Genomic DNA, 22977 nt, shown 5'->3' on the forward strand with positions numbered 1-22977 from the left:
CGATCATTTCCCGAGCGGAATCCTGCACTTCAAAGAGAAAGAGACTCTCATGGACACTTCCAGGCCTTCCAGCCACCGCCGCAACCTTCGTTCGATCCTGGGCATTTCCACGCCCATCATCCAGGCGCCCATGGCCGGAGTCAGCACAGCGGCCATGGCTGCAGCCGTGTCAGAGGCCGGCGGGCTGGGCTCGCTTGGCGTCGGGGCAATGGACGCGCAAGCCGCGCGAAAGACAATCCGCGAGACACGAGCGCTGACCGACATGCCATTCAACGTCAACCTGTTCTGCCACACCCCGGCCAAAGCCGATGCGGCGCGCGACCAGGCCTGGCTCACCTACCTTGCCGCGCAATTTGCCGAGCACGGCGAGACAGCACCCGCCAGCTTGCGGGAGATCTACAAGAGTTTCGTGGCCGACGACGCCATGTTCCAGATGCTGCTGGAAGAAAAGCCAGCGGTGGTGAGCTTCCATTTTGGCCTTCCCGCCCAGGAGAAGATTGACGCGCTGCGCGGGGCCGGCATTGTGCTGCTGGCCAGTGCAACGTCCCTGCAGGAGGCCCGCCAGATAGAGGCCGCCGGCGTGGACGCCATCGTCGCGCAAGGCATCGAAGCTGGCGGACACCGCGGCGCCTTCGACACCGATGGCTACGACGAAGGCCTCGGCACGCTGGCCCTGGTGCGTCTTCTGGTCCTGAGCTCGCGACTTCCGGTGATTGCCTCGGGCGGCATCATGGACGGGGCAGGCATTGCCGCGGTGCTGGCTCTCGGGGCGGAAGCCGCCCAGCTTGGCACGGCATTCGTCGCCTGCCCGGAGTCATCTGCGGATGCCGCCTATCGCGCGGCGCTGACCGCGCCCCAGCCGCGCCCGACAACGCTCACCCGCGCCATATCGGGCCGCGCGGCCAGGGGCTTCACCAACCGGCTCACGGCACTCGGCATCGCCGCCGACGCACCTCCGGTGCCGGACTACCCGATCGCCTATGACGCGGGAAAGGCGCTTCACGCCGCAGCCAAGGCTGCGGGGAGCGCGGAGTACGCAGCGCAGTGGGCCGGGCAGGCAGCGCCGTTGGCCAGGTCCCTGCCGGCCGCGGAGCTGGTTGCGCAACTCAGGTCAGAGCTCAGGGAAGCGGTCCTGCGCATGGCTACGTTTGCGGACCCGCAGGACGCAGCCTGAGCGTATCCAGAACAATTATTTGAATGTACTGACTGTCGGCTCTACGATGGCGCAACACAACGTCTCCACTCCCACGAGGCCCCCCATGCACATTGCCATCCTGACCTTCGAAGGTTTCAACGAACTCGACTCGCTGATCGCGCTCGCCATCCTCAACCGGGTCAAGCGGCCCGGCTGGCGGGTTTCGATCGCCAGTCCGGCGGCCAAGGTGCGTTCGCTGAATGGTGTGGTGATGGAGGCGCAAGCAACGCTGGAGGACGCATGCGACGCGGACGCTGTGCTGGTGGGTAGTGGGATACGAACCCGGGACGTCGTCGCCGATGCCGCGCTGATGTCGCAACTCCGCTTCGACCCGACGCGCCAGTTGTTGGGCGCGCAATGCTCGGGCACGCTCATACTCGCCAAACTGGGCTTGGTGAACGACGTTCCGGCCTGTACGGACCTGACCACCAAGCCATGGGTAGTGGAGGCCGGCGTGGCCGTGCTCGATCAGCCGTTTGTCGCCAAGGGAAACGTTGCGACCGCCGGCGGGTGCCTGTCGTCGCAGTACCTGGCCGCCTGGTTCATCGCCCGTCTGGAAGGCGTCGAGGCTGCACGCAGCGCGATTGACTATGTGGCGCCAGTGGGCGAGAAGGAGGCCTACGTGACGCGCGCGATGGCGAACATTTCGCCGTTCCTCTGATGCGCGCTGGTGATGTGACTCCGGGCTGAGCCTCCTACACCATGATGAGGCCGTGCCGCATGCCCTGCAATACGGCCTCGGTGCGGCTGCTTGCGCCAAGCTTGCCGAAAATGGCGGAGAGGTGGAACTTCACCGTGTTGTCCGATATGTCGAGTTGACGCGCGATTTCCTTGTTGCCAAGCCCTTCGGCGAGCATGGCCAGCACTTCAATTTCGCGTGGGGTGAGCGTTTCGGTCAGAGCCGCGGATGCCGTCTGGCGAGGTGCCCTGCGCTGCGCCAGCAGCCTGGCGAGGATCTCCGGGGACAGCACGCAAAGTCCCGCGGCCACAGCTTCGATCGCGGCGATGATTTCGCCGGGCGTCGCGTCGCGCGGCAGCAGTGCCGTAGCGCTGGCGCCCAGCGCGTCATGGATCCAGTCGCTGTCCGTCTCGTCGGTGAGCAGGACCAGCGCCGGCGCTGCGGGATCGCGGCCCGCCTCCGGCGCCAGCAGGTCACCGGCCTGCGGCTCAAGTTCGACCACGACCACATCCGGCACGTCGCCGGCAAAGCGGTCGGCGATCCCCGCGGTGTCGGCCGCGCTGCCAGCGAAATCCAGCGCCGGCGCCGCATCGACAAGCGCCTGCAGGCTTGCGCGCGCCTGCGGCGAGGCGGCGACCACGGCAACCCTGACCGGGCTCATCGGTGTCATCCTGGCATCCGGCATGCGACGGCTGGCATGAATCTCAGCCGCACGACTTCCGTTGCTGGCGTTCGCCCACCGTGACCGAGCACTCGCTGCGCTCGCCACCCCGGATCAGCCCGATCTTCAGCAACTGTCCAATACGGTCGCCGCCAAGCGCGGCATGCACGTCGTCCATGTCGCGGCATGGCTTGCCATCCAGTTCGACCAGCACATCCCCGATCAGCACCCCTGCTTGCTCCGCGGGCCCGTCCGCGGCAAGCGATACCACCAGCAGGCCGCGCCCGGACGCCAGATTCAGCTTCGTCACCCAAGACTCCGACAGGTTCACCGGCTGCGTACCCACGCCAAGGTAGCCGTGCGAGACACGTCCTTTGCTCAGCAGTTCGCCGCTCACGCGCGCCACGGTCGCTGCCGGAATCAGGATGCCGGCGCCAGACGCGAGCGCCGATGTGCACAGGCCCATGACCCGCCCCTGCATATCCGCCAGGGCCGCACCGGAGAAACCGGGGCGCAGGCCGCCGTCCAGCCGCACGAAGGCGTCGAACTGCCCGCCTCGCCAGGTACGCCACGGACCGCCGGCAGTGCCGACGACGCCGAAATCCGCGCTGGTGCCAAGCCGGTCCACTCGCGCCACCGCGAGCACCAGATGGCCCGCTTTGAGGGAGCGCGCATCACCGGTCTCGACCGGGTTCAGCGCCACGCCATCGAGCCTCAGTACGGCCAGGTCGGTGCCAGGGTCCCGTCCCGCCAGGACGGCCGCCACGGTACGGCCATCGGCCAAGGTGACTTCAATGCCGTCTTCCTGCCTGAGCGTATGCGCGGCCGTGACCACCACGCCGGGTTGCCAGATGACTCCACTAGAGGGAAAGCGATGCCGCCCGTGCACCGCGACGACACTCTGGCCGACGCGCTCGGCAATGGCCGCCAGGTTGGCGGAAAGATCCTGCAAGGGGTTTCCGCTGGGGGTTGAGGTTTCCATGGTGATGACTCCTGCCATTTGCTACGTGAACCGATGCGTCGCGCGCCCGGCCAGCTTGAGGAAGCCAGGCAGGCAAGCGCAGACGAGTGGCTTCACAATGACAGGCGCGCGACGGCCGCGCACCACCCTAATGGGTAGCTGGCACAGGGGGGCTCGCGCGCGGCGCTTGTGTTTGCACGAGCTTTTGTCTTTTCGCCCATTGCCCTCCCCCATATTTCGTGGCACAGGGATGCCAACTGTTCGCCAGTATCGCCCCGAGTATCAGGGCCGGCAATCGCCACTTCGACCGGATCACAGCGCGATTCGCCCGGCGTGCCAGAGTGGCTTTTCGGATACCTGAGCCCCTGCCCACGCTGGCACATGCCGATGGCGCAGACAAGCCCTCCGGATCTATGCGGCAGCCGGCAGTGCGGCGGCGAGCGGCGCTGCCTATGCTAGACAGAAGCGGCGACCCGGCCGGGCAGCCGCGTAGTCCGATTTCGCTTCAGGAGATAACCATGAACAAGCGCTTGAGTGAAGAAGGCATGGATCTGCTCTTTCGAGAGGCTCGCACGCACAGCGCATGGCTGAACCAGCCCGTGGGCGACGAAACCCTGCGGCAGCTCTATGACTTGATGAAATGGGCGCCTACCAGCGCCAACTGCTCTCCCGCGCGCATTCTGTTCCTGCGTACCCCTGAGGCCAAGCAGCGCTTGTTGCCCGCGCTGGCGCCGGGCAATGTAGAGAAAACCATGGCCGCACCGGTCACAGCCATCATCGCCTATGACATCAAGTTCTACGAACTCCTGCCCAAGCTGTTTCCGCATGCGGACGCACGCTCGTGGTTCGCCGAAACCCCGGAGCTCGCGCTGACTACCGCGAGGCGAAACAGTTCCCTGCAGGGCGCGTACTTCATCATCGCCGCCCGCTCGCTGGGGCTCGACTGCGGGCCGATGTCCGGCTTCGACAATGCCAAGGTCGATCACGAATTCTTTCCGGCGGACCCTAAGGACAATGCCTTCCAGCTCGAATATTTCCCGGACAGTCACGTGAAATCGAACTTCCTGTGCAATCTCGGCTATGGCGACCCTGCCAAGCTGTTTCCGCGCAGCCCCCGCCTGGAATTCGACGAGGCGTGCCAGCTGCTCTGAAGGAGGCAGTACCTAGGCCTGTGGCCGCAGGTCCTGCAGCAGCGTTGGTATCAGCTCGGACACCGTCGGATGGATGTGCATCGCGCGGCTGATGGTGGTATAGGGTGCCTTGGCATACATGATGTCGAGCAGTGAGTGAATCACCTCGTCGCCGGTCAAGCCGAGGATCGCGGCACCCAGGATCATGCGGGTATCGGCGTCGACCACGACCTTCATGAAGCCCTGGCTCTCGCCCTTCTCCACGGCTCGCCCGACGCGGCTCATGGGGCGAGAGCCGACCAGCAGCCTGCGTCCGGATTGCCGGGCTTCTGCTTCCGTCATGCCGGCGCGGCCGAGCGGAGGGTCGATGAACATGGCATAGGCCGCGATGCGGTCCGTCAGCTTGCGGGGATCGTTGTCGAGGAGATTGGCGGCGACGATCTCATAGTCGTTGTACGACGTATGCGTGAACGCCCCGCGGCCATTGCAATCGCCAAGCGCCCAGATGCCAGGGACGTTGGTGCGCAACTGTTCGTCTACCTGGATATAACCGCGAGCGTCGGTCTCGACCCCTGCCTGGTCCAGCCCCAGGTCCTCGGTGTTGGGAACGCGCCCAACCGCCAGCAGCAGGTGCGAGCCGTGGACGTCGCGCGCCCCATCCGAACAATCCAGCCCGACGGCAATGTGATCGCCTTCCCTGCGCGCGCTCAGGCAGTTGGCATTGAGCCGGATTTCGATCCCCTCGCCTTCCAGGATCTCCCGCACTGCCTGCGACACATCCTCGTCTTCGCGCTGGATCAGGCGCGGGCCTTTTTCGACAACGGTCACCCTGGCGCCAAAACGCCGGTAAATCTGGCCAAACTCGAGGCCCACGTAGCTGCCGCCGATGACGATCAGGTGCTCCGGCAGGAAATCCACCTCCATCATGCTCGAGTTGGTGAGGTACGGTACCTGGTCCAGCCCGGGCATGGGCGGAACCAGGGCCCGGCCGCCGACGTTCACGAAAATCCGGTCGGCTTCCAGCAGGTCGCCGTTGACCCGCACACCATGCGCGCTTTCGAAGCGGGCGTGCCCCTGATACACCGTGCCGTTCTCCAGGCTGCGCATCCACTGTTCCACACCGTTGCTGGAACGGCCGGAGATCTCGTCCTTGCGTGCTTTCACTTGCTTCATGTCGACGGCGACCGGCCCGCCGATGGTCACGCCGTACTCGGCAGCCCGCCGCGCCAGTTGCGCTGCGTACGCGCTTGCGATGAGGGTTTTGGTGGGAATGCAGCCGGTGTTCACGCAGGTGCCGCCAAAACGCGCGCGCTCGATGACGGCCAGTTTCATGCCCGCGCCAGCCAGCCGCGCAGCGAGTGCGGGGCCGGCTTGTCCAGTGCCGATGATGATCGCGTCGAATCCCTGAGCCATCACGATTCTCCTTGCCTGGTACCGCAAAGCCACAAGCTACTTTAGGTGGTAGGACGCTGCCCTGCCAGCTACGCGTAGGCGTCGACGCCCCGCACCAGCAGCCTGGCCAGCCGGGGCCGTCGCAACTGCTCCAGCCACCATTGCAGGGCGCGGCCTTCGTGATCGCCGCGCCAGCCCACGTAGAGCATGTTGGGCTCGCGCGGGTCGGCGGTGCGATTCTCTACCAGATCGCCGCGCTGCAGCAGCGAGCCGACCCGGTGCCTGGGCAGCCAGCCGATCCCCAGGCCATCGCGCTGCGCCAGGGTCTTGGCTCGCATGCTCGGCACGGCCAGCAAGCGCTGTCCGCCCACCATGCCGTAAGCGCGGCCGCCTGTGAGACGTGATGAATCTGCCACCACCACGGCACGATGGCGGGCGATCTCCTCACGCGTCAATGGTTCGCGGGCGGCAGCCAGCGGATGCCGGGGCGAGACGGCAAACACCCATTCGATCACGCCCAGCTCGAACCACCCCAGGTTAGGGATGGCGGGCGGCTCGTTGGTGGCACCGATGACCAGGTCGGCGCGGCCGTCCCGCAGCGCCTCCCAGGTGCCGGCCAGCACTTCGTGCGTGACGCGCAGCGCCACGCCGGATTCCTGCGCGTCGAACGCGTGCATGACGGGCATCAGCGTTTCGAATTCCATCAGCTCGTCGGTCACGATCCACAACCGGTCTTCCCACCCGTTGGCAACCTGCCGCACGCGCTGTGTGACGCGCGCGACATCCTGCGCAAGCCGGGCGGCTTCTTCTGTGAGCAATTCGCCGGCACGCGTCAGCTGCAAGCGGTAACGGCGGCGGTCGAACAGGAGTGCGTCGAAGCGCTGCTCCAGCTGCCGCGCGGCGTGCGACACCGTGGACGGCGCCTTGCCCAGCCTGGCCGCCGCGCGCGACAGGCTGCCGGCCTCGCGGATGGCCTCCAGCAGGGCCAATTCGTCTTCCGACAACATGTGCAACTCCTTCGAACGTGTTCGTCGGATTGATCGTATGGCAAACCGGAGGCCAGCGCCCATACTGCAGTCACGCGATTGTTCAAGTTCAACTTTTCCGACTGGAGGACATCATGAATCGCTTCGAAGGCAAGACCGTACTGGTCACTGGCGGCAACAGCGGTATCGGCCTGGCGGCTGCCCAGGCATTCGCCCAGGAAGGGGCCCGCGTGGTCATCACCGGCCGCGACGCAGCGGCACTGGAGGTCGCCCGCGCCACGCTCGGCAACGAGGCCATCGCCATCCGCAACGAAACCGGCACCGTGCAGGCCGCGCGTGACCTGGCTCGCCAGCTGACCGAGGCCGGCATCCGCCTGGACGCCGTCTTCATCAACGCCGGCATTGCCAAATTTGCCGCCGTGCCCGATGTGGACGAGGCACTGTGGGACGCCACCTTCAACGCCAACGTGAAGGGCGCGTACTTCCAGATCCAGGCGCTGCTGCCGGTGCTGAACCCGGGCACGTCGATCGTGCTAAACGGCTCGATCAATGCGCGCCTCGGCATGCCGATGTCTTCCGTGTATGCCGCCAGCAAGGCAGCACTGATCTCGCTGGCCAGGACCCTGTCGGGTGAGCTGCTCAGCTCGGGCATCCGAGTAAATGTGGTCAGCCCCGGGCCGGTGACGACGCCGCTGTACGGCAAGCTGGGCCTGGATGCCGACACCCTGTCGGCCACTGCCGCGCAGATCCAGAGCCAGATCCCGCTGGGCCGCTTCGGCCAGCCGGCCGAGATTGCGTCGACGGTGCTGCATCTGTCGGCGCCGGAATCGGCCTTCATCGTCGGTACCGAAATCATCGCCGACGGTGGCATGAGCCAACTGTAAGTCAATGCCTTTGCGGGCGGCGGCATGCGCGCGGTCCGCGCATGAGGTGGCCCATCCTGCCTGGAGCAGTGCCATGAACCCATCCATTGCCTTTATCGTCCACCTGCCGGGCAAGCCCGAGCGGCGCGCTGAGCTCGAGTCGAAACTGCTTTATGTCCTCGACCAGATGTCGAAGGAGCCGGACTTTATCAACACGTATCTGCACCGCTCGCGCGAAGATCCTGACACCCTTGTGCTCTATGAGAACTGGGCCTGCAGCGAGCAGCATTTCAGGGACCACCATCTGAAAGCGTCCTACCGGCGCGAATACGAGGCGGTGCTGGCCGATCTGCTGAAAGCACCACGCACGCTGGAGTTTCTAACGCCAGTGCGCGACTACCAGAAAGCCGGCAACTGAAATGCTGCGCGTTGCTCCGATTGCCAACAGGAAGGCACGGACACGGTATTGCCTCATAAGGCAGCTGCCGGTTCCCAGCCCCCGCCGAGCGCCTTGAACGCCGCCACGGCGGCGCGGGCTGATTCCGTCTGTGCCTGCGCTCTGGCGTCGGACGTCCGCAGAAGACTCTCGTCAGCATGCAAGACCTCAATCAGGCGGACCACGCCTTTCTGGTAGGCGGCAAATGAGGCATTGCGCGCCTGCGTCAGCGATGTCTCGCCTTGGGCCAGCGTGCCTGCCTGATCTTCACGCTTGATCAGCGCGGAGAAGGCATTTTCGACATCCTCGGTCGCGCGCAGCACAGCCTGACGGTATGCCGCCAGCGCTTCTGCCTCCTGCCCTCGGGCCATTTCGATTTGTGCATTGATACGGCCAAAATCAAACAGTCGCCAGCGCAAGCCCAGCACGCCTGCTGCCTGGCTTGCGCCCGCAGAAAAGAGGTTCCCGCTGGCCACGGTTGTGGCGCTGCCCAACAGGGCACTGAGCGAGAATTTTGGGTAGTACTCCGCAATGGCTACGCCGATTCGTGCGTTCGCCGCCGCCAGTCGGCGCTCCGCGACGATGAGGTCGGGCCTGCGCCGCAGCAGATCCGCCGGCGAGCCCGTACCGGCGAGCTGCGGTGCGGCGGGAATCGCTTCAGGGCCGGCCAGTTCGGCGCGATACGTGCCGGGTGGAACACCAAGCATTACGTCCAGCGCATTCAACGCTGCATCGAGGCCTGTCTCCAGCACCGGGACGGTAGCGCGGACCTGAGCGAGCGCGCCTTCGGCCTGTCGTACCTCCAGTTCGGCTGCAAGCCCTTTGCTGTAAAGCAGACTCACCGTCGAGAGCAGCTTCTGTTGGGTCTCCACTTGCTGCCTGGCGATGGCAATGCGGGACTGCAGTCCGCGCACGGTGATATAGAGATCTGCAGTTTGCGCGGCCACAGCGAGACGCGTCGCGGTCGCGCCTGCAGTCGATGCCTGGTACTCCGCCAAGGCGGCTTCTCGCCCACGGCGCAGCCCACCGAATACGTCCAGTTCCCAGGCCGCGCCGAGATTGGCCTCGTAGCTGTTGCCATACCTGTCAAAGCCAGGCGTTGCATCGAGCAGCTTCCCAAGGGGCGTCTCGATCGACTGATAGTTTCTGGCCGCCTGCGCACTGGCGCTGCCCGAAGGAAGCAAGGCCGCATTGGCCACGCCAAGCCCCGCGCGTGCCTGGGTGACACGCGCCGACGCTTGCGCCAGGTCCAGGTTCTGATCCAGTGCCAATGACACCAGCCGGGTCAGCAGCGGATCGCCGAATCCTTCCCACCACGTGACGAGCTCGGCAGCGGATGACGCATGCCTTTGTTCGACGCCGGACTGGCCCAGGTAGCGTTCGGGGACCGGGGTGTCCGGTTGTCTGTAGTCGGGGCCGACGGCGCAACCCGTCGATACGCCGACACTCAGCAGCAGGGTAAGAAAGCGATGGGAGAGCATGGGTATCACGGAAGCCAAGGCGAACAGGAATGTGTGACTATATTATAAAATGGTCACTGGTTGTCAACAGCCATCTGGAGCGTTAAGCTCGCTGCATGACCGAAACCACACCCACCGCCCTGCCGTCCCGAGGGCCAGCCGACCACAATGTCCGCTCCCAGATCGTGGAGGCGGCTACCGAGCACTTCAGCCTGTATGGCTACGAGAAGACGACGGTTTCCGACCTGGCCAAGGCGATCGGCTTTTCCAAGGCTTACATCTACAAGTTCTTCGATTCCAAGCAGGCGATCGGGGAAGTGATCTGCGCGAACTGCCTGTGCGCCATCACGGACGAGGTCGATGCAGCCATTGCAGACGTCCCGACCGCGTCGGAACGCTTGCGACGCCTGTTCAAGGCCCTGGTGGAGGCCAGCTCCCGCCTTTTCTTCCAGGACCGCAAACTCTACGCCATTGCTTCGGCGGCAGCCCAGGAGCGTTGGCAGCCTGTTCTCACCTATGAGGACCACATCAAGCAAGTGGTCATGCGGATTGTTCTGGAGGGACGCAAGTCCGGGGAGTTCGAGCGCAAGACACCACTGGACGAGACCGCCAAGGGCATCTATCTCGTCATGCGCCCTTACATCGATCCGCTGCTGCTACAGCACAACCTCGATCTTGCTGCGGAAGCCCACGTCCAGCTTTCCGGCCTGATACTGCGCAGCCTTGCTCCTTAAGGCGCACATCGCAAGCGCATTCGATTGTGACCATTGACTAAATTGGTCACCAGAACAATAATTCAGGTCCAGTCTCGCTTGAGAGGACCTTATGCTTCAGCGCCGATTTGCCTCATCCGCCGCCGCGTGCGTGTTGCCGCTTGTATTAGCCGCTTGCGGCGATACAGCGCCCCCCGATCCGCGCAGCCAGCCGCCGCTGGTCAGAATCGGGACCGTTCAGGACCCGGCCGCCGCGACACGTTCATTCACGGGAACCGTTGCCGCCCGGGTTCAGGGCGATCTGGGCTTTCGTGTCTCCGGCAAAGTGCTGGAGCGGCTGGTCGATACCGGCCAGACCGTCAAGCGCGGCCAGCCGCTCATGCGCATCGATCCGAACGACCTGAAGCTGGCGGCGCACGCACAGCAGGAGGCAGTCGTCGCCGCGCGGGCACGGGCCAGGCAAACCGCGGAGGACGAGGCCAGGTATCGCGACCTGGTCGGGTCCGGCGCCGTATCGGCGTCGTCCTATGACCAGATCAAGGCCGCGGCGGAGTCGGCCAAGGCACAGCTCAACGCAGCGGAAGCCCAGGCCGATGTGGCACGGAATGCAACTGGCTACGCGGTATTGCTCGCTGACGCCGACGGCGTAGTCGTGGAGACGCTGGCCGATGCCGGACAAGTCGTCAACGCCGGCCAGGTCGTGGTACGCGTGGCGCATGCAGGCCGCCGCGAAGCCATGGTTCACCTGCCGGAAACCCTCCGGCCCCCGGTGGGTTCCATAAGCCAGGCGACGCTATACGGCAATGACACATTGACCGTACCGGCGAAACTCCGGCAGCTTTCCGACTCGGCGGACCGGCTGACCCGCACCTACGAAGCCAGGTACGTGCTCGAAGGCGCGCTGGCCGAGGCCCCGCTCGGCGCGACCGTTACCCTCCAGATTCCGGAAATCCGCCCATCGAAGCAAGCCGATCTGCAGGTACCGATCGGTGCCCTCTTCGACCCGGGCAAAGGCCCTGGCGTGTGGGTGCTGAACGAAAGATCCAATCGCGTCACCTGGCGCCCGGTGCAGGTCCGCGGTCTGGATGACGACGCCGCGCGGGTCGCAGGTGAACTCAGGGTCGGGGACCGGATCGTTGCCCTCGGCGCCCATCTTCTGCGCGACGGCGAGCAGGTCCGCATCGCAGCAAACGGAACCGGAGCCAGTCCGATTCCTGGTCGTGGAGTGCAGCAATGAGTGGGTTCAACCTTTCGGCACTCGCCGTCCGTGAGCGATCTGTCACGCTGTTCCTGATCATCCTGGTGTCGCTGGCCGGCGTTATCGCCTTCTTCCAGCTGGGCCGGGCCGAAGATCCCGCCTTCACGGTGAAAACCATGACGGTCATCACCGCCTGGCCGGGAGCGACGGCGCAGGAAATGCAGGACCAGGTGGTGGAAAGACTGGAGAAGCGCATGCAGGAACTGCGCTGGTATGACCGCACGGAAACGTACACGCGGCCTGGCCTGGCGTTCACCACCGTGACCCTGCTCGATAGCACACCGCCTTCGGAGGTCCAGGAAGAGTTCTATCAGGCGCGCAAGAAACTCAGGGACGAGTCGGGTGGCCTGCCTGCCGGCGTGATCGGCCCGATCGTAAACGACGAGTATTCGGACGTGACCTTCGCCCTGTTTGCGTTGAAGGCAAAAGGCGAGCCACAGCGGGTGCTGGTACGCGACGCCGAAACACTGCGGCAGCGACTTCTGCACGTAGCCGGCGTGAAGAAGGTGAACATCATCGGGGAACAGTCCGAACGCATATTCGTTTCCTTTTCCCATGATCGACTGGCCACGTTGGGTATCTCGCCACAGGACATCTTCGCCGCCCTGAACAGCCAGAACGCCCTCACGCCGGCCGGCTCGATCGACACCTCGGGTCCCCAGGTTTTCATTCGCCTCGACGGCGCCTTCGACAAACTGCAGAAGATCCGGGACACGCCGGTGGTGGCGCAGGGTCGGACGCTCAAGCTTTCGGATGTCGCCACGGTTGAACGCGGCTATGAGGATCCGGCGACCTTCCTGATCCGCAACAACGGCGAACCCGCACTGCTGCTGGGCATCGTGATGCGCGACGGCTGGAACGGCCTGGACCTGGGCAAGGCGTTGGATACGGAAGTATCGGCAATCAATGAAGCGTTGCCGCTGGGCATGAGCCTGACCAAAGTGACCGACCAGTCCGTCAACATCAGCGCATCGGTCGATGAGTTCATGGTCAAGTTCTTTGTCGCCCTGCTCGTGGTGCTGGCGGTGTGTTTCCTGAGCATGGGCTGGCGCGTCGGCATCGTCGTGGCGGCGGCTGTGCCGCTGACACTGGCCGCAGTGTTCGTGGTCATGGCGGCCACTGGCAAGAGCTTCGACCGCATTACGCTGGGCGCGCTGATCCTTGCGCTGGGCCTGCTGGTGGACGACGCCATCATCGCGATCGAAATGATGGTGGTCAAGATGGAGCAAGGCTACGGCCGCGTCGCCGCCTCCGCCTATGCCTGGAGTCACACTGCCGCGCCGATGCTGTCCGGCACCCTGGTCACGGCGGTGGGCTTCATGCCCAACGGCTTTGCCCGTTCCACCGCCGGCGAATATACCAGCAACATGTTCTGGATCGTGGGCATTGCACTGGTCGTGTCCTGGATCGTCGCCGTCGCTTTCACGCCTTACCTGGGCGTCAAGATGCTGCCTGAGATCGGCAAGGCCGAAGGCGGCCACGATGCCATCTATGGCACCCTGAACTACAACCGCTTCCGACGTCTGCTAGGGCGCGTGATCCAGCGCAAATGGATCGTGGCCGCCGTCGTGGTGGGCAGCTTTGTGGTGTCCATGCTGGGCATGGGCATGGTGAAAAAGCAATTCTTCCCGACTTCCGACCGCCCCGAGGTGCTGGTCGAAGTCCAGATGCCTTATGGCACGTCCATCGCCCAGACCAGCGCTGCCACGTCCAAGGTGGAAGCCTGGCTCGCCGGGCAAGCCGAGGCGAAGATCGTGACGGCCTACATCGGCCAGGGCGCGCCCCGGTTCTATCTCGCCATGTCGCCCGAGCTGCCGGATCCCTCTTTTGCAAAGATCGTGGTGCGGACTGAGAACCAGGACGAACGCGAGGCGCTGAAGCTCAGGCTGCGCCAGGCGATCGCCGCCGGACTCGCGCCAGAGGCCAGGGTGCGCGTCAACCAACTGGTATTCGGCCCTTACTCGCCCTTCCCTGTGGCATTCCGCGTCGCCGGGCCGGACCCGGACAAGCTGCGTGCCATTGCGGCGGACGTGCGCCGGGTGATGGACACCAGCCCCCTGATGAGAACCGTCAATACCGACTGGGGACCGCGCGCGCCCGCCTTGCACTTTACGCTGCAGCAGGATCGGCTGCAGGCCGTCGGCCTGACTTCCAGCGGCGTCGCCCAACAATTGCAGCTCCTCCTCAACGGCCTGCCGGTTACCGAAGTCCGTGAGGATATTCGCTCGGTGCAGGTCCTTGCACGCGCCGCGGGAGACATACGCCTGGACCCGGAGAAGATTTCCGGCTTCACGTTGACCGGTGCGGCAGGACAGCGCATTCCGCTCTCGCAGGTAGGCACCGTCGATGTGCGCATGGAAGACCCGATCCTGCGCCGGCGCGACCGAACGCCTACCATTACGGTCCGCGGCGACATCGCCGAGGGGCTGCAGCCACCCGATGTGTCCGCGGCCGTCCTGCAACAACTGCAACCGATCATCGCCAGGCTGCCGGCCGGCTACCGGATCGAGCAGGCAGGCGCCACCGAGGAATCTGAGAAAGCCACCAAGGCCTTGCTGCCACTGTTCCCGATCATGCTTGCGTTGACCTTGCTGATCATCATCCTGCAAGTGCGTTCGATCTCAGCCATGGTCATGGTGCTCGCCACCAGCCCGCTGGGACTGATCGGCGTAGTCCCGACCTTGCTGCTGTTCCAGCAGCCATTCGGCATCAACGCCCTGGTCGGGCTGATCGCACTGTCCGGCATCCTGATGCGCAACACCCTGATCCTGATCGGGCAGATCCATCAGAACAAGCACGCGGGACTGGCGCCATTCGATGCTGTCGTCGAAGCAACGGTGCAACGTGCCCGGCCGGTGATCCTGACCGCCCTGGCGGCTATCCTGGCCTTTATACCGTTGACGCATTCAGTGTTCTGGGGAACGCTGGCTTATACGCTGATCGGCGGCACCTTCGCCGGCACGGTACTGACCCTGGTGTTCCTGCCAGCGATGTATGCCATCTGGTACCGGATCAGGATGCCTGCCGATGCGAACCAGATGAAGCCCGCGGAATTGAACGACAGCGGCGCGAACACGCCCGCGGCCACCACCTGATCCGACAGACCGCGACCGTCAGCGCGAGACCGCGGCCTGTTGGTGGCGACAAAAAGCAGTGTGGGCGCTACCGCGCCCACAACTGCATGCGAGGCGCCGGGGCGCCGTTACGCATTGACCGATATCCCACATGCGCCGCTGGTCTCTGCCGGCACCTCCCTTACGGACTTGGCCTGCTCGACCTGCAGGTCATCGGGCAAGCAGACGTGATTCCGCGCCGCCACCACCTCCGCAAGGATCGAGATGGCGATTTCTGGCGGCGTACGGCTGCCGATATAGATGCCGGCGGGGCCATGCAGCCGCGCCAGTTGCTCGCTGCTGAGGTCGAATTCTCTCAGGCGCTCGCGCCGTGCGTGGTTGTTGCGACGCGAACCCAGCGCACCGACGTAGAAGGCCCGGGTGCGCAGCGCCTCCATCAGGGCCAGGTCGTCGAGCTTGGGGTCATGTGTCAGCGCGACCACCGCACTGCGTTCGTCCAGCGCCATCTCCACCACCGTGTCATCCGGCATGGTACGCACCATGGTGATGCCGGGAACGGCCCAGGTCTCGGTATATTCTTCGCGCGGATCGCACACCGTCACATCGAAGCCGAGCCCGACGGCGATCTCGCAGAGGTACTTCGAAAGCTGCCCGGCGCCAATCACCAGCATGCGATAGCGTGGCCCATGGATGGTTGACAGCGACTTGCCGTCAAAGGTCAGGCCGTCAGCGGCCGCGGCCGGCCCAAGCGTTGCGATGCCGGTGGCCATATCGAGCGTGCGTGTCACCAGTCGGCCGCCCTCCACCGCCTGCAGCAGTTCGCGCAATCCGCTCGCCGCAGATACCGGCTCCGCCACCAATTCGATGGTTCCGCCACAGGGTAAGCCAAACCGGTGTGCTTCCTCGGCGCTGACGCCGTACCGGATCACTTCGGGACTACCGTAGCGAATGCCTTCGCGGCGGGTTCGGTCAATGATGTCGTCCTCGATGCAGCCGCCCGACACCGAACCCACTACCAGGCCATCGTCGCGCACGGCCAGCATCGCGCCGGCCGGCCGTGGCGACGAACCCCAGGTATGGACGACCGTCACCAACAGGCAACGGTGTCCTTGCTCATCCCAGCGGACACTGCTTCTCAAGACTTCGAGATCCACGCTTTCCATGATTCATCCTGCGGTCCAGCCTGCATCCGCTGCCCCGGGCCAAGCGTAGCAGGCTGAGGTCCAGTCAATACCCGGGGGCCAAGCGCCAGATCACGCTTGCTTGGCAACGGTTGCCTGCTCCGACGGCTTCGCCGCGCCCGCCATTCCCTTCGCGGCGACCGCGATCGCCGCAAGCACAGATGGCACGGCGAGGATGCTGAGGATCGAGCTCATGCCGAGGCCAAACTGCAGCAGCGTGCCACCGGAAACGGCTCCGAGGACGCCACCGAAGCGCCCGATTCCAAGCATCCAACCTACCCCGCAGGCACGGCCCTGGGTCGGATAGAACGAAGCCGCCAGCGCGGGCATGGATACCAGGCCCGCGCCCATGAACAGCCCGGCGATCGGCGTCAGCAGCACCAGGTATGCCCCACTGGTCGCGTGCCCCATCGCCAGCGTAAATACGGCGGTGAAGAAATAGGCGAAGCCGATGACGCGATGGGGATTGATGCGATCCATCAGCCAGCCGCAAGCCATGGCGCCCAGCGTTCCGCCCAGCGGGAACAGCGCAGCGATCAAGGAGGCCTCAGCCAGGGTCGCGCCAGCTTCCCTGACAAGGGTCGGCATCCAGCTGGTCACCAGGTAGAAAACCAGTACACCCATGAAATAGGTAGTCCAGAGCATGAAGGTTCCCATCCGATATTTTTGCGACAGGATGAGCCCGAGCGGCGAGCGCAATTTGTCGGCCTGATCATCCGGCAAGGTGAACCGCGACGCGTGGACTTCCGCGGAACCTGCCAGCCGGCTCAACACCGTTCTGATCTTCTCCGCCGGCCAATCGCGCAGCACCATGAACCGGATCGATTCCGGGAGTGCAAGCGCGACGACGGCAAGGACCAAGGGAACGATTCCGCCGACGATGAACACGCTGCGCCACCCGAATGCGGGAATGATGACCGCGGCCAGGAAGCCTCCGCCCGCGGCGCCAAGCGTAAAGCCGCAAAACATGCTGTTCACCAGGAAGGCCCGACGCCTGGCGGGGGCATACTCGGCCAGCAGCGTGGTCGCGTTGGGAATCGCGGCACCAAGCCCCATGCCAGTCAGGAAACGCCAGCCGGACAGCTCTACGGCGGATACAGCGGACGCCGTGGCGAGGCTGAACAGACCAAAGGCCGCCACTGATACGATGAGCACGGGCTTGCGTCCGAACCGGTCTGCACAGGGTCCGGCGATCAGCGCGCCGAGTGCAAGGCCAACCAGCGAAGCGCTAAGCACATTGCCCAGCACCAGCTTCGAAACGCCCCACTCCGTAGTCAACGATGGCGCCACATAGCCGATCGCGGCCGTGTCGAAGCCATCCGCCGCCACCACCAGAAAGCAGACGATGAGGACCATCCACTGGTAGGGCGAGAATCTCTGGTTGTCGATGAATGCCTGGACATCTATGGTCCCCGGCGAGCTGGATTGCTGTGGTTTCATGCGCTTTGTCTCCGATATCCGAGCACGTGGCTCCGCGTCATTGATGGTGTTTTCTGCTCGTGAAACTTCCGCGCCGCCCTGGCCTCAGCCTCTCTCCTTTCAAGGCAGCGCTCATGCAATGATGATCGTCATATATCAAGGCAAACCATCGCAGCGGCCGTGACGATACCCATGCCGCTGGCAGCCAAACTTCTGCAACGCCCGCCTATGTATCCAGCGTCTACATGCTAGTCAGGGGAACCGGCATGGTCAAGGAGGAACACGCTGCCACCGTCTTGGTGCTATCCCTAGTGAACCGGGCATTGGCAGCCACATGTAACGGCGCAGGCCCCCGCCTGCGGCAAGCGTCAGATGCAATGATGATCGTAATGCTATATATTGCAGAGACACACACGCCCTACCATTCCTGTCACCTGATCATGCGCTATTCGCTCGACCAAAAGGCTGAAACCCACAAGCACATCGTCAAGGCTGCCTCGACGCAATTCCGCAAGCACGGTGTCAACGGCATCGGCGTAGCCCAGTTGATGAAAAGCGCCGGCCTGACCCATGGCGGGTTTTACGCGCACTTCGAGTCCAAGGACGCCCTGATTGCCGAAGCCATCGACGCCGCCTTCGACCAGACCATGGATTTCCTGCAAGAGGCGACGGCGGTGGAGTCGCCCAGGCAGCGCAAGCAAGCCATCGTGCGGGCGTATGTGAACAAGAAGCACCGTGACAATCCCGGAGCGGGTTGCGCCATCGCGGCGCTCGGTGCCGATGTGTCGCGCCTGGATACCAAGACGCGGCGGCGTTTCGAGGCGCGCGTGACATCGCTCATCGAAGCCATTGCAGGGGGCGATGATGAGACAGCACGCAAGGACGCCATTGTCACGCTGGCGGCCATGGTCGGCAGCATTGTGCTGGCGCGCTCCGTCCGCTCGGAAGCGCTATCCACCGAGATTCTGGACGCACTCCAGACCTCCCTGTAGTGCGGCCGCCCTTGCACTAGCGCCGGAGCCGATATGAGCCAATCCCGCTTCCTCAAGATGCCATGCCCCGTTGCACACGCCTCGGCGGTATTGGGCGAGCGCTGGGTCATCCTGATCCTGCGTGAAGCGTATTACGGGGCGACGCGATTCGAGGAGTTCGAGCGCCGGCTCGGCATTGCTTCCAATATCCTGAGCGCCAGGCTTCAGGCAATGACCGATCATGGTCTGCTGTTACGCAGGCCGATCGAGGGCAGCACACGCTGCGCCTACTTCCTGAGCGACAGCGCACGCGATTTTCTGCCGACCTACCTGAGCCTCAAGGCGTGGGCAGAGCGATGGGTGGCGGAACCGAAGCGGCGCGCCAAGCTTTTCGTGGACAAGCACACGGGAAACGAGGTCGTGGCGCCACCATTGACGCGCCCCGATGGATCGCCGATCACCTTCGAAGACGTCCAGGTCATCGACGCCCAGGTGCGGTAGCTGCCAGTTGCCGTCCGCGGCATACCTGAGGGTCGCTGGTCCGTGCCATCCTGGCCCGCTGGCGCGCCGCGACGCGGGACACCGGATGGGTTAGCGCTAATATGGAGGCTTGACGACATCGCGACCCCGCCATTTCATGACCACCTCCACCACGCGCCCGGCCCGCCAAAGCTATCACCATGGCAACCTGCGGGAAGAAATGATCCGCTGTGGCCGGGAAATCCTGGCCATCAAGGGCGTCCATGGACTGACCCTTCGCTCCGCGGCAAAGCTGGCCGGGGTTTCGCACGGCGCGCCGCGCAATCAGTTCGCCGACAAGGAGGGCTTGCTTGCCGCAATCGCCGCCGATGGATTCCGTGAACTGGTCGCCGTGCGGCGGGCCCGCCTCTCGCCGGAGATGACCGCCGAGGCGCGACTGCTCACGGTCATGGACGGCTATATCGAGTTCGCCGTCAAGCATCCCGCGCTTTTCTACCTGATGTTCGGGCCGCAGATCGAGGACAAGGAGAGATACCCAGAACTGCTGGAAGCGGGCAGCGCGTCTTACCAGCTCTTGTCGGGTGCAGTCCGGGACTACTTCCAGGAAAACAATCTTGCCGAGCAGTTCGACGACATGATGGTGCGCTGCGCGTGGTCGGCCATGCACGGTGTGAGCATGTTCTTCAGTGCCAAGCCGACCGGACCCAGCCCGCGCCCGCGCGTCGCGCTGGCCCAATGGCGGCAGAGCGTACAGCAATTCGTGCTGACCGGCCTGTTGGCAGCGGGCCAGAAAAAGGCCGCGGCGGCTACCGATGCCGCCGCAAGCAAACCGAAGGCGAGGTCACGCAGCGCAGCGCAGGCGTAAGCCCGCCCCCGGTATTTCAGTCTCCGCCGCGCGGCTCCAGCGCATCCACCAGCGCCCGCTTCAGCATCACCCGGCCAAGCTGCAGCCGGTATGCCCCATCGGCGAAGTTGTCCTCCAGCGGAGTCACGTTGGTGAACGCGGCGTCGACAATGGCATCGACCTTGTCCGGCAGGTCGGCGAAGCTGCCTTCCAGCAAGGCCCCCGCCTCCCATGCGCGGAATGCCGCATCTGCAACGCCAGTGATGGCAATCCGTCCCCATGTATCGCCATCTTCAGTAACGTTGATGGCAACGGCCGCCGCAGCCACCGCATAGCCGGACGACGGATGACGGAACTTGCGGTATGCGACCCGGCCCGGTGCCGGCAATGGCACATGGATGCGCGTAAGGACCTCGTCCGGCTCAACGGCTGTGGACATGAAGCCGACAAAGAATTCATGCGCGGGGATGCGCCTGCTACCTTGCTCGCCTGCCACTTCCATTTCGGCATCCATCGCAAGCGCGACAGCCGGCCAGTCGGCCGACGGATCGGCGTGCACCAGCGCGCCACCGATCGTGCCACGGTTCCTGACTGTCGGGTCGGCAATCACTGTGGCGGCGAGTGGGAACAGCGGGGCCAGCTGCTTCAGTTCCGCGCTCGCCTCCAGTTCGGCGTGGGTCGTGGCGCTGCCGATGGAAACGGAATCCTCATGGACCACGATCCCACGAAGTTCTGGCAGGCGACCGATATCCACCAGCAGTTCAGGCCTCGCCAGCCTGAGCTTCATCATCGGCAGCAATGTATGACCCCCGGCCAGGATCTTCGCCTCGGGGTTTTGGGCAAGGATGGAAAGTGCCTGTTGCACACTGCTCGCCCTGAGGTATTCGACTTCGTACGGAATCATGTCGCGCTCCGGCTCTCTTGGATGGCTCGCCAGACTTTCGGCGGCGTCAGCGGCATATCGAGATGGGATATGCCAAATGGCTTCAGTGCATCGCACACCGCGGCGACGACCGCGGGCGGTGCACCGACGCAACCCGCCTCCCCGATGCCTTTGACGCCGAGCGGATTCGACGGCGCCGGAGAGACATGGAAGCCGGTGCGCATGCGAGGGATCTGCTCGATACGCGGAAAGCCGTAGTCAAGCAGCGAGCCGGACAGCAGTTGCCCAGAGTCGTCGTACGTGGCTTCTTCGAACAGGGCCTGGCCGATGCCCTGTGCGATGCCGCCGTGCATCTGGCCGTGGCAAAGCATCGGGTTGATCAGCACGCCCACGTCGTCGACTGCCACATAGTCCAGGATCGTCACCACGCCGGTCTCCGCATCGACCTCCACGACCACGGCATGGCAGCCATTCGGCGCTCCCAGGGCGACCGGCTCATAGAAGACGCGCTCATCCAGCCCTGCTTCGAAATCCCGGGGCAGCTTGTGCGCAAGGTATGCCATCCTTGCGACCTGCGAGAACGGGATGACGGTCGGATTTGCTGCGCTCGAAAAATGGCCACCTGCATAGTGCACGTCCTCTTCCGGGATTTCGAGCATGAAGGCGGCGATCCGCCTTGCCCTGGCGAGAATCTTGCCCGCTGCCACATAGGCAGCGCTGCCGCCTACCGGCATGGAGCGTGAATTGAAGGTGCCATGACCCGCGAGCACGCGATCCGTGTCACCCTGCACGACATCGATATCTTCCATCGGCAGTTGCAGGGCTTCCGCAACGATCTGCGCGAAGCTGGTGGCATGGCCGTGGCCTTGCGGCATCGAGCCGCTGAACAGCGTGACCTTGCCGTCGGAATGCACGCGGATATGCGCGCTCTCCCAGCCGCCGCGGTTGAAGCCGACCTTTTCCAGCATCGGCGAAATGCCCATGCCGACCAGCTCGAGATAGCAGATCACCCCGATGCCGATGTATTTGCCCTGCTCGCGCAGCGCCACCTGCTCCTCACGCCAGCGCCGGTAGCCGATCAGCTCGGTCGCCTTGTTCAGGCAGGCTTCGTAGTCGCCGGAGTCCCATTTGCCGCGCGCCCCGTCATGCGGCAAATAGGGAAACTGATCGGGCTGCACCAGGTTGCGGCGCCGCAACTCGACCGGATCGATGTCCAGCTCCCCCGCTACAGCGTCCATCAGCCGCTCGATGATGTATGCGGCTTCTGGCCGTCCGGCGCCGCGATAGGCATCGACCGGCGTGGTATTGGTTGTCACCAGATTCACTTCCACGTCGACTGACGTTATCTGGTAGTTGCCCGTGATGTAGTTGGCCGTATTGACGGTAGGGATCCCCGTCGCCATGTTCGACAGGTAGGCGCCGAGGTTGGCGAACGACCGCAAGCGGATCCCCAGCACTTTGCCGTCGTTGGTGACGGGCGCCTCCACATACTCGGTATGCGCGCGGCCATGGGTGGTCGCGACGAAGTTTTCACTGCGTGTCTCCGTCCAGCTCACCGGAAGCCCAAAATGTCTGGAGGCGAACGCCACCAGCACCTCTTCCGCATAGAAGTGCATCTTTGCGCCGAATCCGCCACCGATATCGGGTGCCACGATCCGGACCCGGTGCTCGGGCCAGCGCAGGGTCTCCGCCAGCCAGCGTCTCGACATATGCGGAACCTGGGTCGGGACGATAAACGTCAGGCGCTCGTCGACCGGGTCGAAGTTCGCGCACAAGGCGCGCGGTTCGAGCGGACTCGGAATCAGACGCTGGTTGACCAGCCGGATCGAGACTACCCGGTCGGCCCGCTTCAATGCATCCTCGTAGCTGCCGCCCTTGAGCCGGAAAATGCCGATGCGATTGCCGGGCACGTTATCGTGAAGCTGGGGCGCGGTGTCTGACAGCGCTGCTTCCGCATCGACGACAGGTGGCAACGCTTCGTAGCTGACTGCGACGAGTTCGGCAGCGTCCGCGGCAATCTCGCGGGTCTGGGCCACCACCATCGCCACGGCTTCCCCTACGTACCGCACCCGCTCGGCCGCAAGCGGAGGATGCGGCGGCACCTTCGAATTGCCCACGACCCAGTTCGGCCGGATGTCGCCAACCTTGCCCTGGATGTCCGTATAGGTCAGAACACCGATCACGCCGGGAAGCGCGCGCGCGGCCGAGGTATCGATCTCGCTGACAATGGCATGGGCATATGGCGATCTGACGAAGGCCGCGAAGACCATGCCCGGGAACTGATGGTCATCCGTAAACCTGCCCTGGCCGCTCATCAGGCGCTTGTCCTCACGGCGCCTGACCGACTTGCCAATGTACTTCGTTGCACTTCCGTTCAGTGCTTCGCTCATC

The 22977-nt window shown here is 64.4% G+C and carries 20 protein-coding genes; 11 read left to right on the forward strand and 9 right to left on the reverse strand.

Annotated elements, in window-relative coordinates; genetic code table 11:
• The first annotated feature begins 49 nt into the window (after positions 1-49).
• Both ACW4E8_RS29925 and ACW4E8_RS29930 read left to right on the forward strand, forming a co-directional pair.
• Positions 50-1174, forward strand: a complete 1125-nt coding sequence (locus tag ACW4E8_RS29925) for an NAD(P)H-dependent flavin oxidoreductase (RefSeq protein ID WP_456807814.1) — start codon at positions 50-52, stop codon at positions 1172-1174.
• An 85-nt stretch (positions 1175-1259) separates the two neighbouring features.
• Positions 1260-1856 (forward strand): DJ-1/PfpI family protein, encoded by a 597-nt coding sequence (locus ACW4E8_RS29930; protein ID WP_456807815.1) that lies wholly within the window; start codon positions 1260-1262, stop codon positions 1854-1856.
• A gap of 34 nt (positions 1857-1890) precedes the next feature.
• Here the strand turns inward: ACW4E8_RS29930 and ACW4E8_RS29935 are convergent, their stop codons facing one another.
• Both ACW4E8_RS29935 and ACW4E8_RS29940 read right to left on the reverse strand, forming a co-directional pair.
• On the reverse strand, positions 1891-2535 hold the full coding sequence (locus ACW4E8_RS29935) for a LuxR C-terminal-related transcriptional regulator (protein ID WP_456807816.1): 645 nt from the start codon (positions 2533-2535) through the stop codon (positions 1891-1893).
• Positions 2536-2578: 43 nt separating this feature from the next.
• Positions 2579-3517 (reverse strand): S1C family serine protease, encoded by a 939-nt coding sequence (locus ACW4E8_RS29940; protein ID WP_456807817.1) that lies wholly within the window; start codon positions 3515-3517, stop codon positions 2579-2581.
• Between the two features lie 497 nt (positions 3518-4014).
• On the opposite strand from ACW4E8_RS29940, the gene ACW4E8_RS29945 reads away from it, so the two are divergent.
• On the forward strand, positions 4015-4647 hold the full coding sequence (locus ACW4E8_RS29945) for a malonic semialdehyde reductase (protein ID WP_456807818.1): 633 nt from the start codon (positions 4015-4017) through the stop codon (positions 4645-4647).
• Positions 4648-4659: 12 nt separating this feature from the next.
• On the opposite strand, the gene ACW4E8_RS29950 is transcribed toward ACW4E8_RS29945, so the two are convergent.
• Together ACW4E8_RS29950 and ACW4E8_RS29955 are read right to left on the reverse strand one after the other, a co-directional pair.
• Positions 4660-6039 (reverse strand): FAD-containing oxidoreductase, encoded by a 1380-nt coding sequence (locus ACW4E8_RS29950; RefSeq protein ID WP_456807852.1) that lies wholly within the window; start codon positions 6037-6039, stop codon positions 4660-4662.
• A 68-nt stretch (positions 6040-6107) separates the two neighbouring features.
• Positions 6108-7025: a LysR family transcriptional regulator gene (locus ACW4E8_RS29955; RefSeq protein WP_456807819.1), complete on the reverse strand. Its 918-nt coding sequence runs from the start codon at positions 7023-7025 to the stop codon at positions 6108-6110.
• A 113-nt stretch (positions 7026-7138) separates the two neighbouring features.
• On the opposite strand from ACW4E8_RS29955, the gene ACW4E8_RS29960 reads away from it, so the two are divergent.
• Together ACW4E8_RS29960 and ACW4E8_RS29965 are read left to right on the forward strand one after the other, a co-directional pair.
• Complete coding sequence (locus ACW4E8_RS29960; RefSeq protein ID WP_456807820.1) at positions 7139-7888, forward strand: SDR family oxidoreductase; 750 nt, start codon at positions 7139-7141, stop codon at positions 7886-7888.
• A 73-nt stretch (positions 7889-7961) separates the two neighbouring features.
• Positions 7962-8285, forward strand: a complete 324-nt coding sequence (locus ACW4E8_RS29965) for a putative quinol monooxygenase (protein WP_456807821.1) — start codon at positions 7962-7964, stop codon at positions 8283-8285.
• Between the two features lie 53 nt (positions 8286-8338).
• Here the strand turns inward: ACW4E8_RS29965 and ACW4E8_RS29970 are convergent, their stop codons facing one another.
• Positions 8339-9784: an efflux transporter outer membrane subunit gene (locus ACW4E8_RS29970; RefSeq protein WP_456807822.1), complete on the reverse strand. Its 1446-nt coding sequence runs from the start codon at positions 9782-9784 to the stop codon at positions 8339-8341.
• Positions 9785-9879: 95 nt separating this feature from the next.
• Between ACW4E8_RS29970 and ACW4E8_RS29975 the strand changes: the two genes are divergently transcribed.
• The 3 genes from ACW4E8_RS29975 to ACW4E8_RS29985 all read left to right on the forward strand — a co-directional run bounded on the left by ACW4E8_RS29975 (position 9880) and on the right by ACW4E8_RS29985 (position 14829).
• Positions 9880-10497: a TetR/AcrR family transcriptional regulator gene (locus ACW4E8_RS29975; protein WP_456807823.1), complete on the forward strand. Its 618-nt coding sequence runs from the start codon at positions 9880-9882 to the stop codon at positions 10495-10497.
• 91 nt (positions 10498-10588) lie between these two features.
• Positions 10589-11713 (forward strand): efflux RND transporter periplasmic adaptor subunit, encoded by a 1125-nt coding sequence (locus ACW4E8_RS29980; protein ID WP_456807824.1) that lies wholly within the window; start codon positions 10589-10591, stop codon positions 11711-11713.
• Positions 11710-14829 (forward strand): efflux RND transporter permease subunit, encoded by a 3120-nt coding sequence (locus ACW4E8_RS29985; RefSeq protein WP_456807825.1) that lies wholly within the window; start codon positions 11710-11712, stop codon positions 14827-14829. The genes ACW4E8_RS29980 and ACW4E8_RS29985 overlap by 4 nt, the downstream gene beginning before the upstream one ends.
• A gap of 107 nt (positions 14830-14936) precedes the next feature.
• On the opposite strand, the gene ACW4E8_RS29990 is transcribed toward ACW4E8_RS29985, so the two are convergent.
• Together ACW4E8_RS29990 and ACW4E8_RS29995 are read right to left on the reverse strand one after the other, a co-directional pair.
• A complete protein-coding gene (locus ACW4E8_RS29990) occupies positions 14937-15971 on the reverse strand; it encodes an XdhC family protein (RefSeq protein ID WP_456807826.1) in 1035 nt (344 codons plus the stop codon).
• A 90-nt stretch (positions 15972-16061) separates the two neighbouring features.
• The gene (locus ACW4E8_RS29995) at positions 16062-17429 is read right to left on the reverse strand and encodes an MFS transporter (RefSeq protein ID WP_456807827.1); all 1368 of its coding nucleotides are present in this window, start codon (positions 17427-17429) and stop codon (positions 16062-16064) included.
• A 245-nt stretch (positions 17430-17674) separates the two neighbouring features.
• Between ACW4E8_RS29995 and ACW4E8_RS30000 the strand changes: the two genes are divergently transcribed.
• From ACW4E8_RS30000 to ACW4E8_RS30010, 3 genes are all read left to right on the forward strand, one after another.
• Positions 17675-18400 carry a TetR/AcrR family transcriptional regulator gene (locus ACW4E8_RS30000; RefSeq protein ID WP_456807828.1) on the forward strand — a complete coding sequence of 242 codons (726 nt, stop codon included), beginning with the start codon at positions 17675-17677 and terminating at the stop codon, positions 18398-18400.
• Between the two features lie 33 nt (positions 18401-18433).
• Positions 18434-18880 (forward strand): winged helix-turn-helix transcriptional regulator, encoded by a 447-nt coding sequence (locus ACW4E8_RS30005; protein WP_456807829.1) that lies wholly within the window; start codon positions 18434-18436, stop codon positions 18878-18880.
• Positions 18881-19016: 136 nt separating this feature from the next.
• On the forward strand, positions 19017-19724 hold the full coding sequence (locus ACW4E8_RS30010; protein ID WP_456807830.1) for a TetR/AcrR family transcriptional regulator: 708 nt from the start codon (positions 19017-19019) through the stop codon (positions 19722-19724).
• 16 nt (positions 19725-19740) lie between these two features.
• Here the strand turns inward: ACW4E8_RS30010 and ACW4E8_RS30015 are convergent, their stop codons facing one another.
• Together ACW4E8_RS30015 and ACW4E8_RS30020 are read right to left on the reverse strand one after the other, a co-directional pair.
• Positions 19741-20607, reverse strand: coding sequence for an FAD binding domain-containing protein (locus tag ACW4E8_RS30015; RefSeq protein ID WP_456807831.1), 867 nt, complete (start codon positions 20605-20607; stop codon positions 19741-19743).
• Positions 20604-22976 carry a xanthine dehydrogenase family protein molybdopterin-binding subunit gene (locus ACW4E8_RS30020; RefSeq protein ID WP_456807832.1) on the reverse strand — a complete coding sequence of 791 codons (2373 nt, stop codon included), beginning with the start codon at positions 22974-22976 and terminating at the stop codon, positions 20604-20606. Before ACW4E8_RS30020 ends, ACW4E8_RS30015 begins: the two co-directional genes overlap by 4 nt.
• Position 22977: the final 1 nt, after the last annotated feature.

Source organism: Cupriavidus sp. CP313, assembly GCF_054072015.1.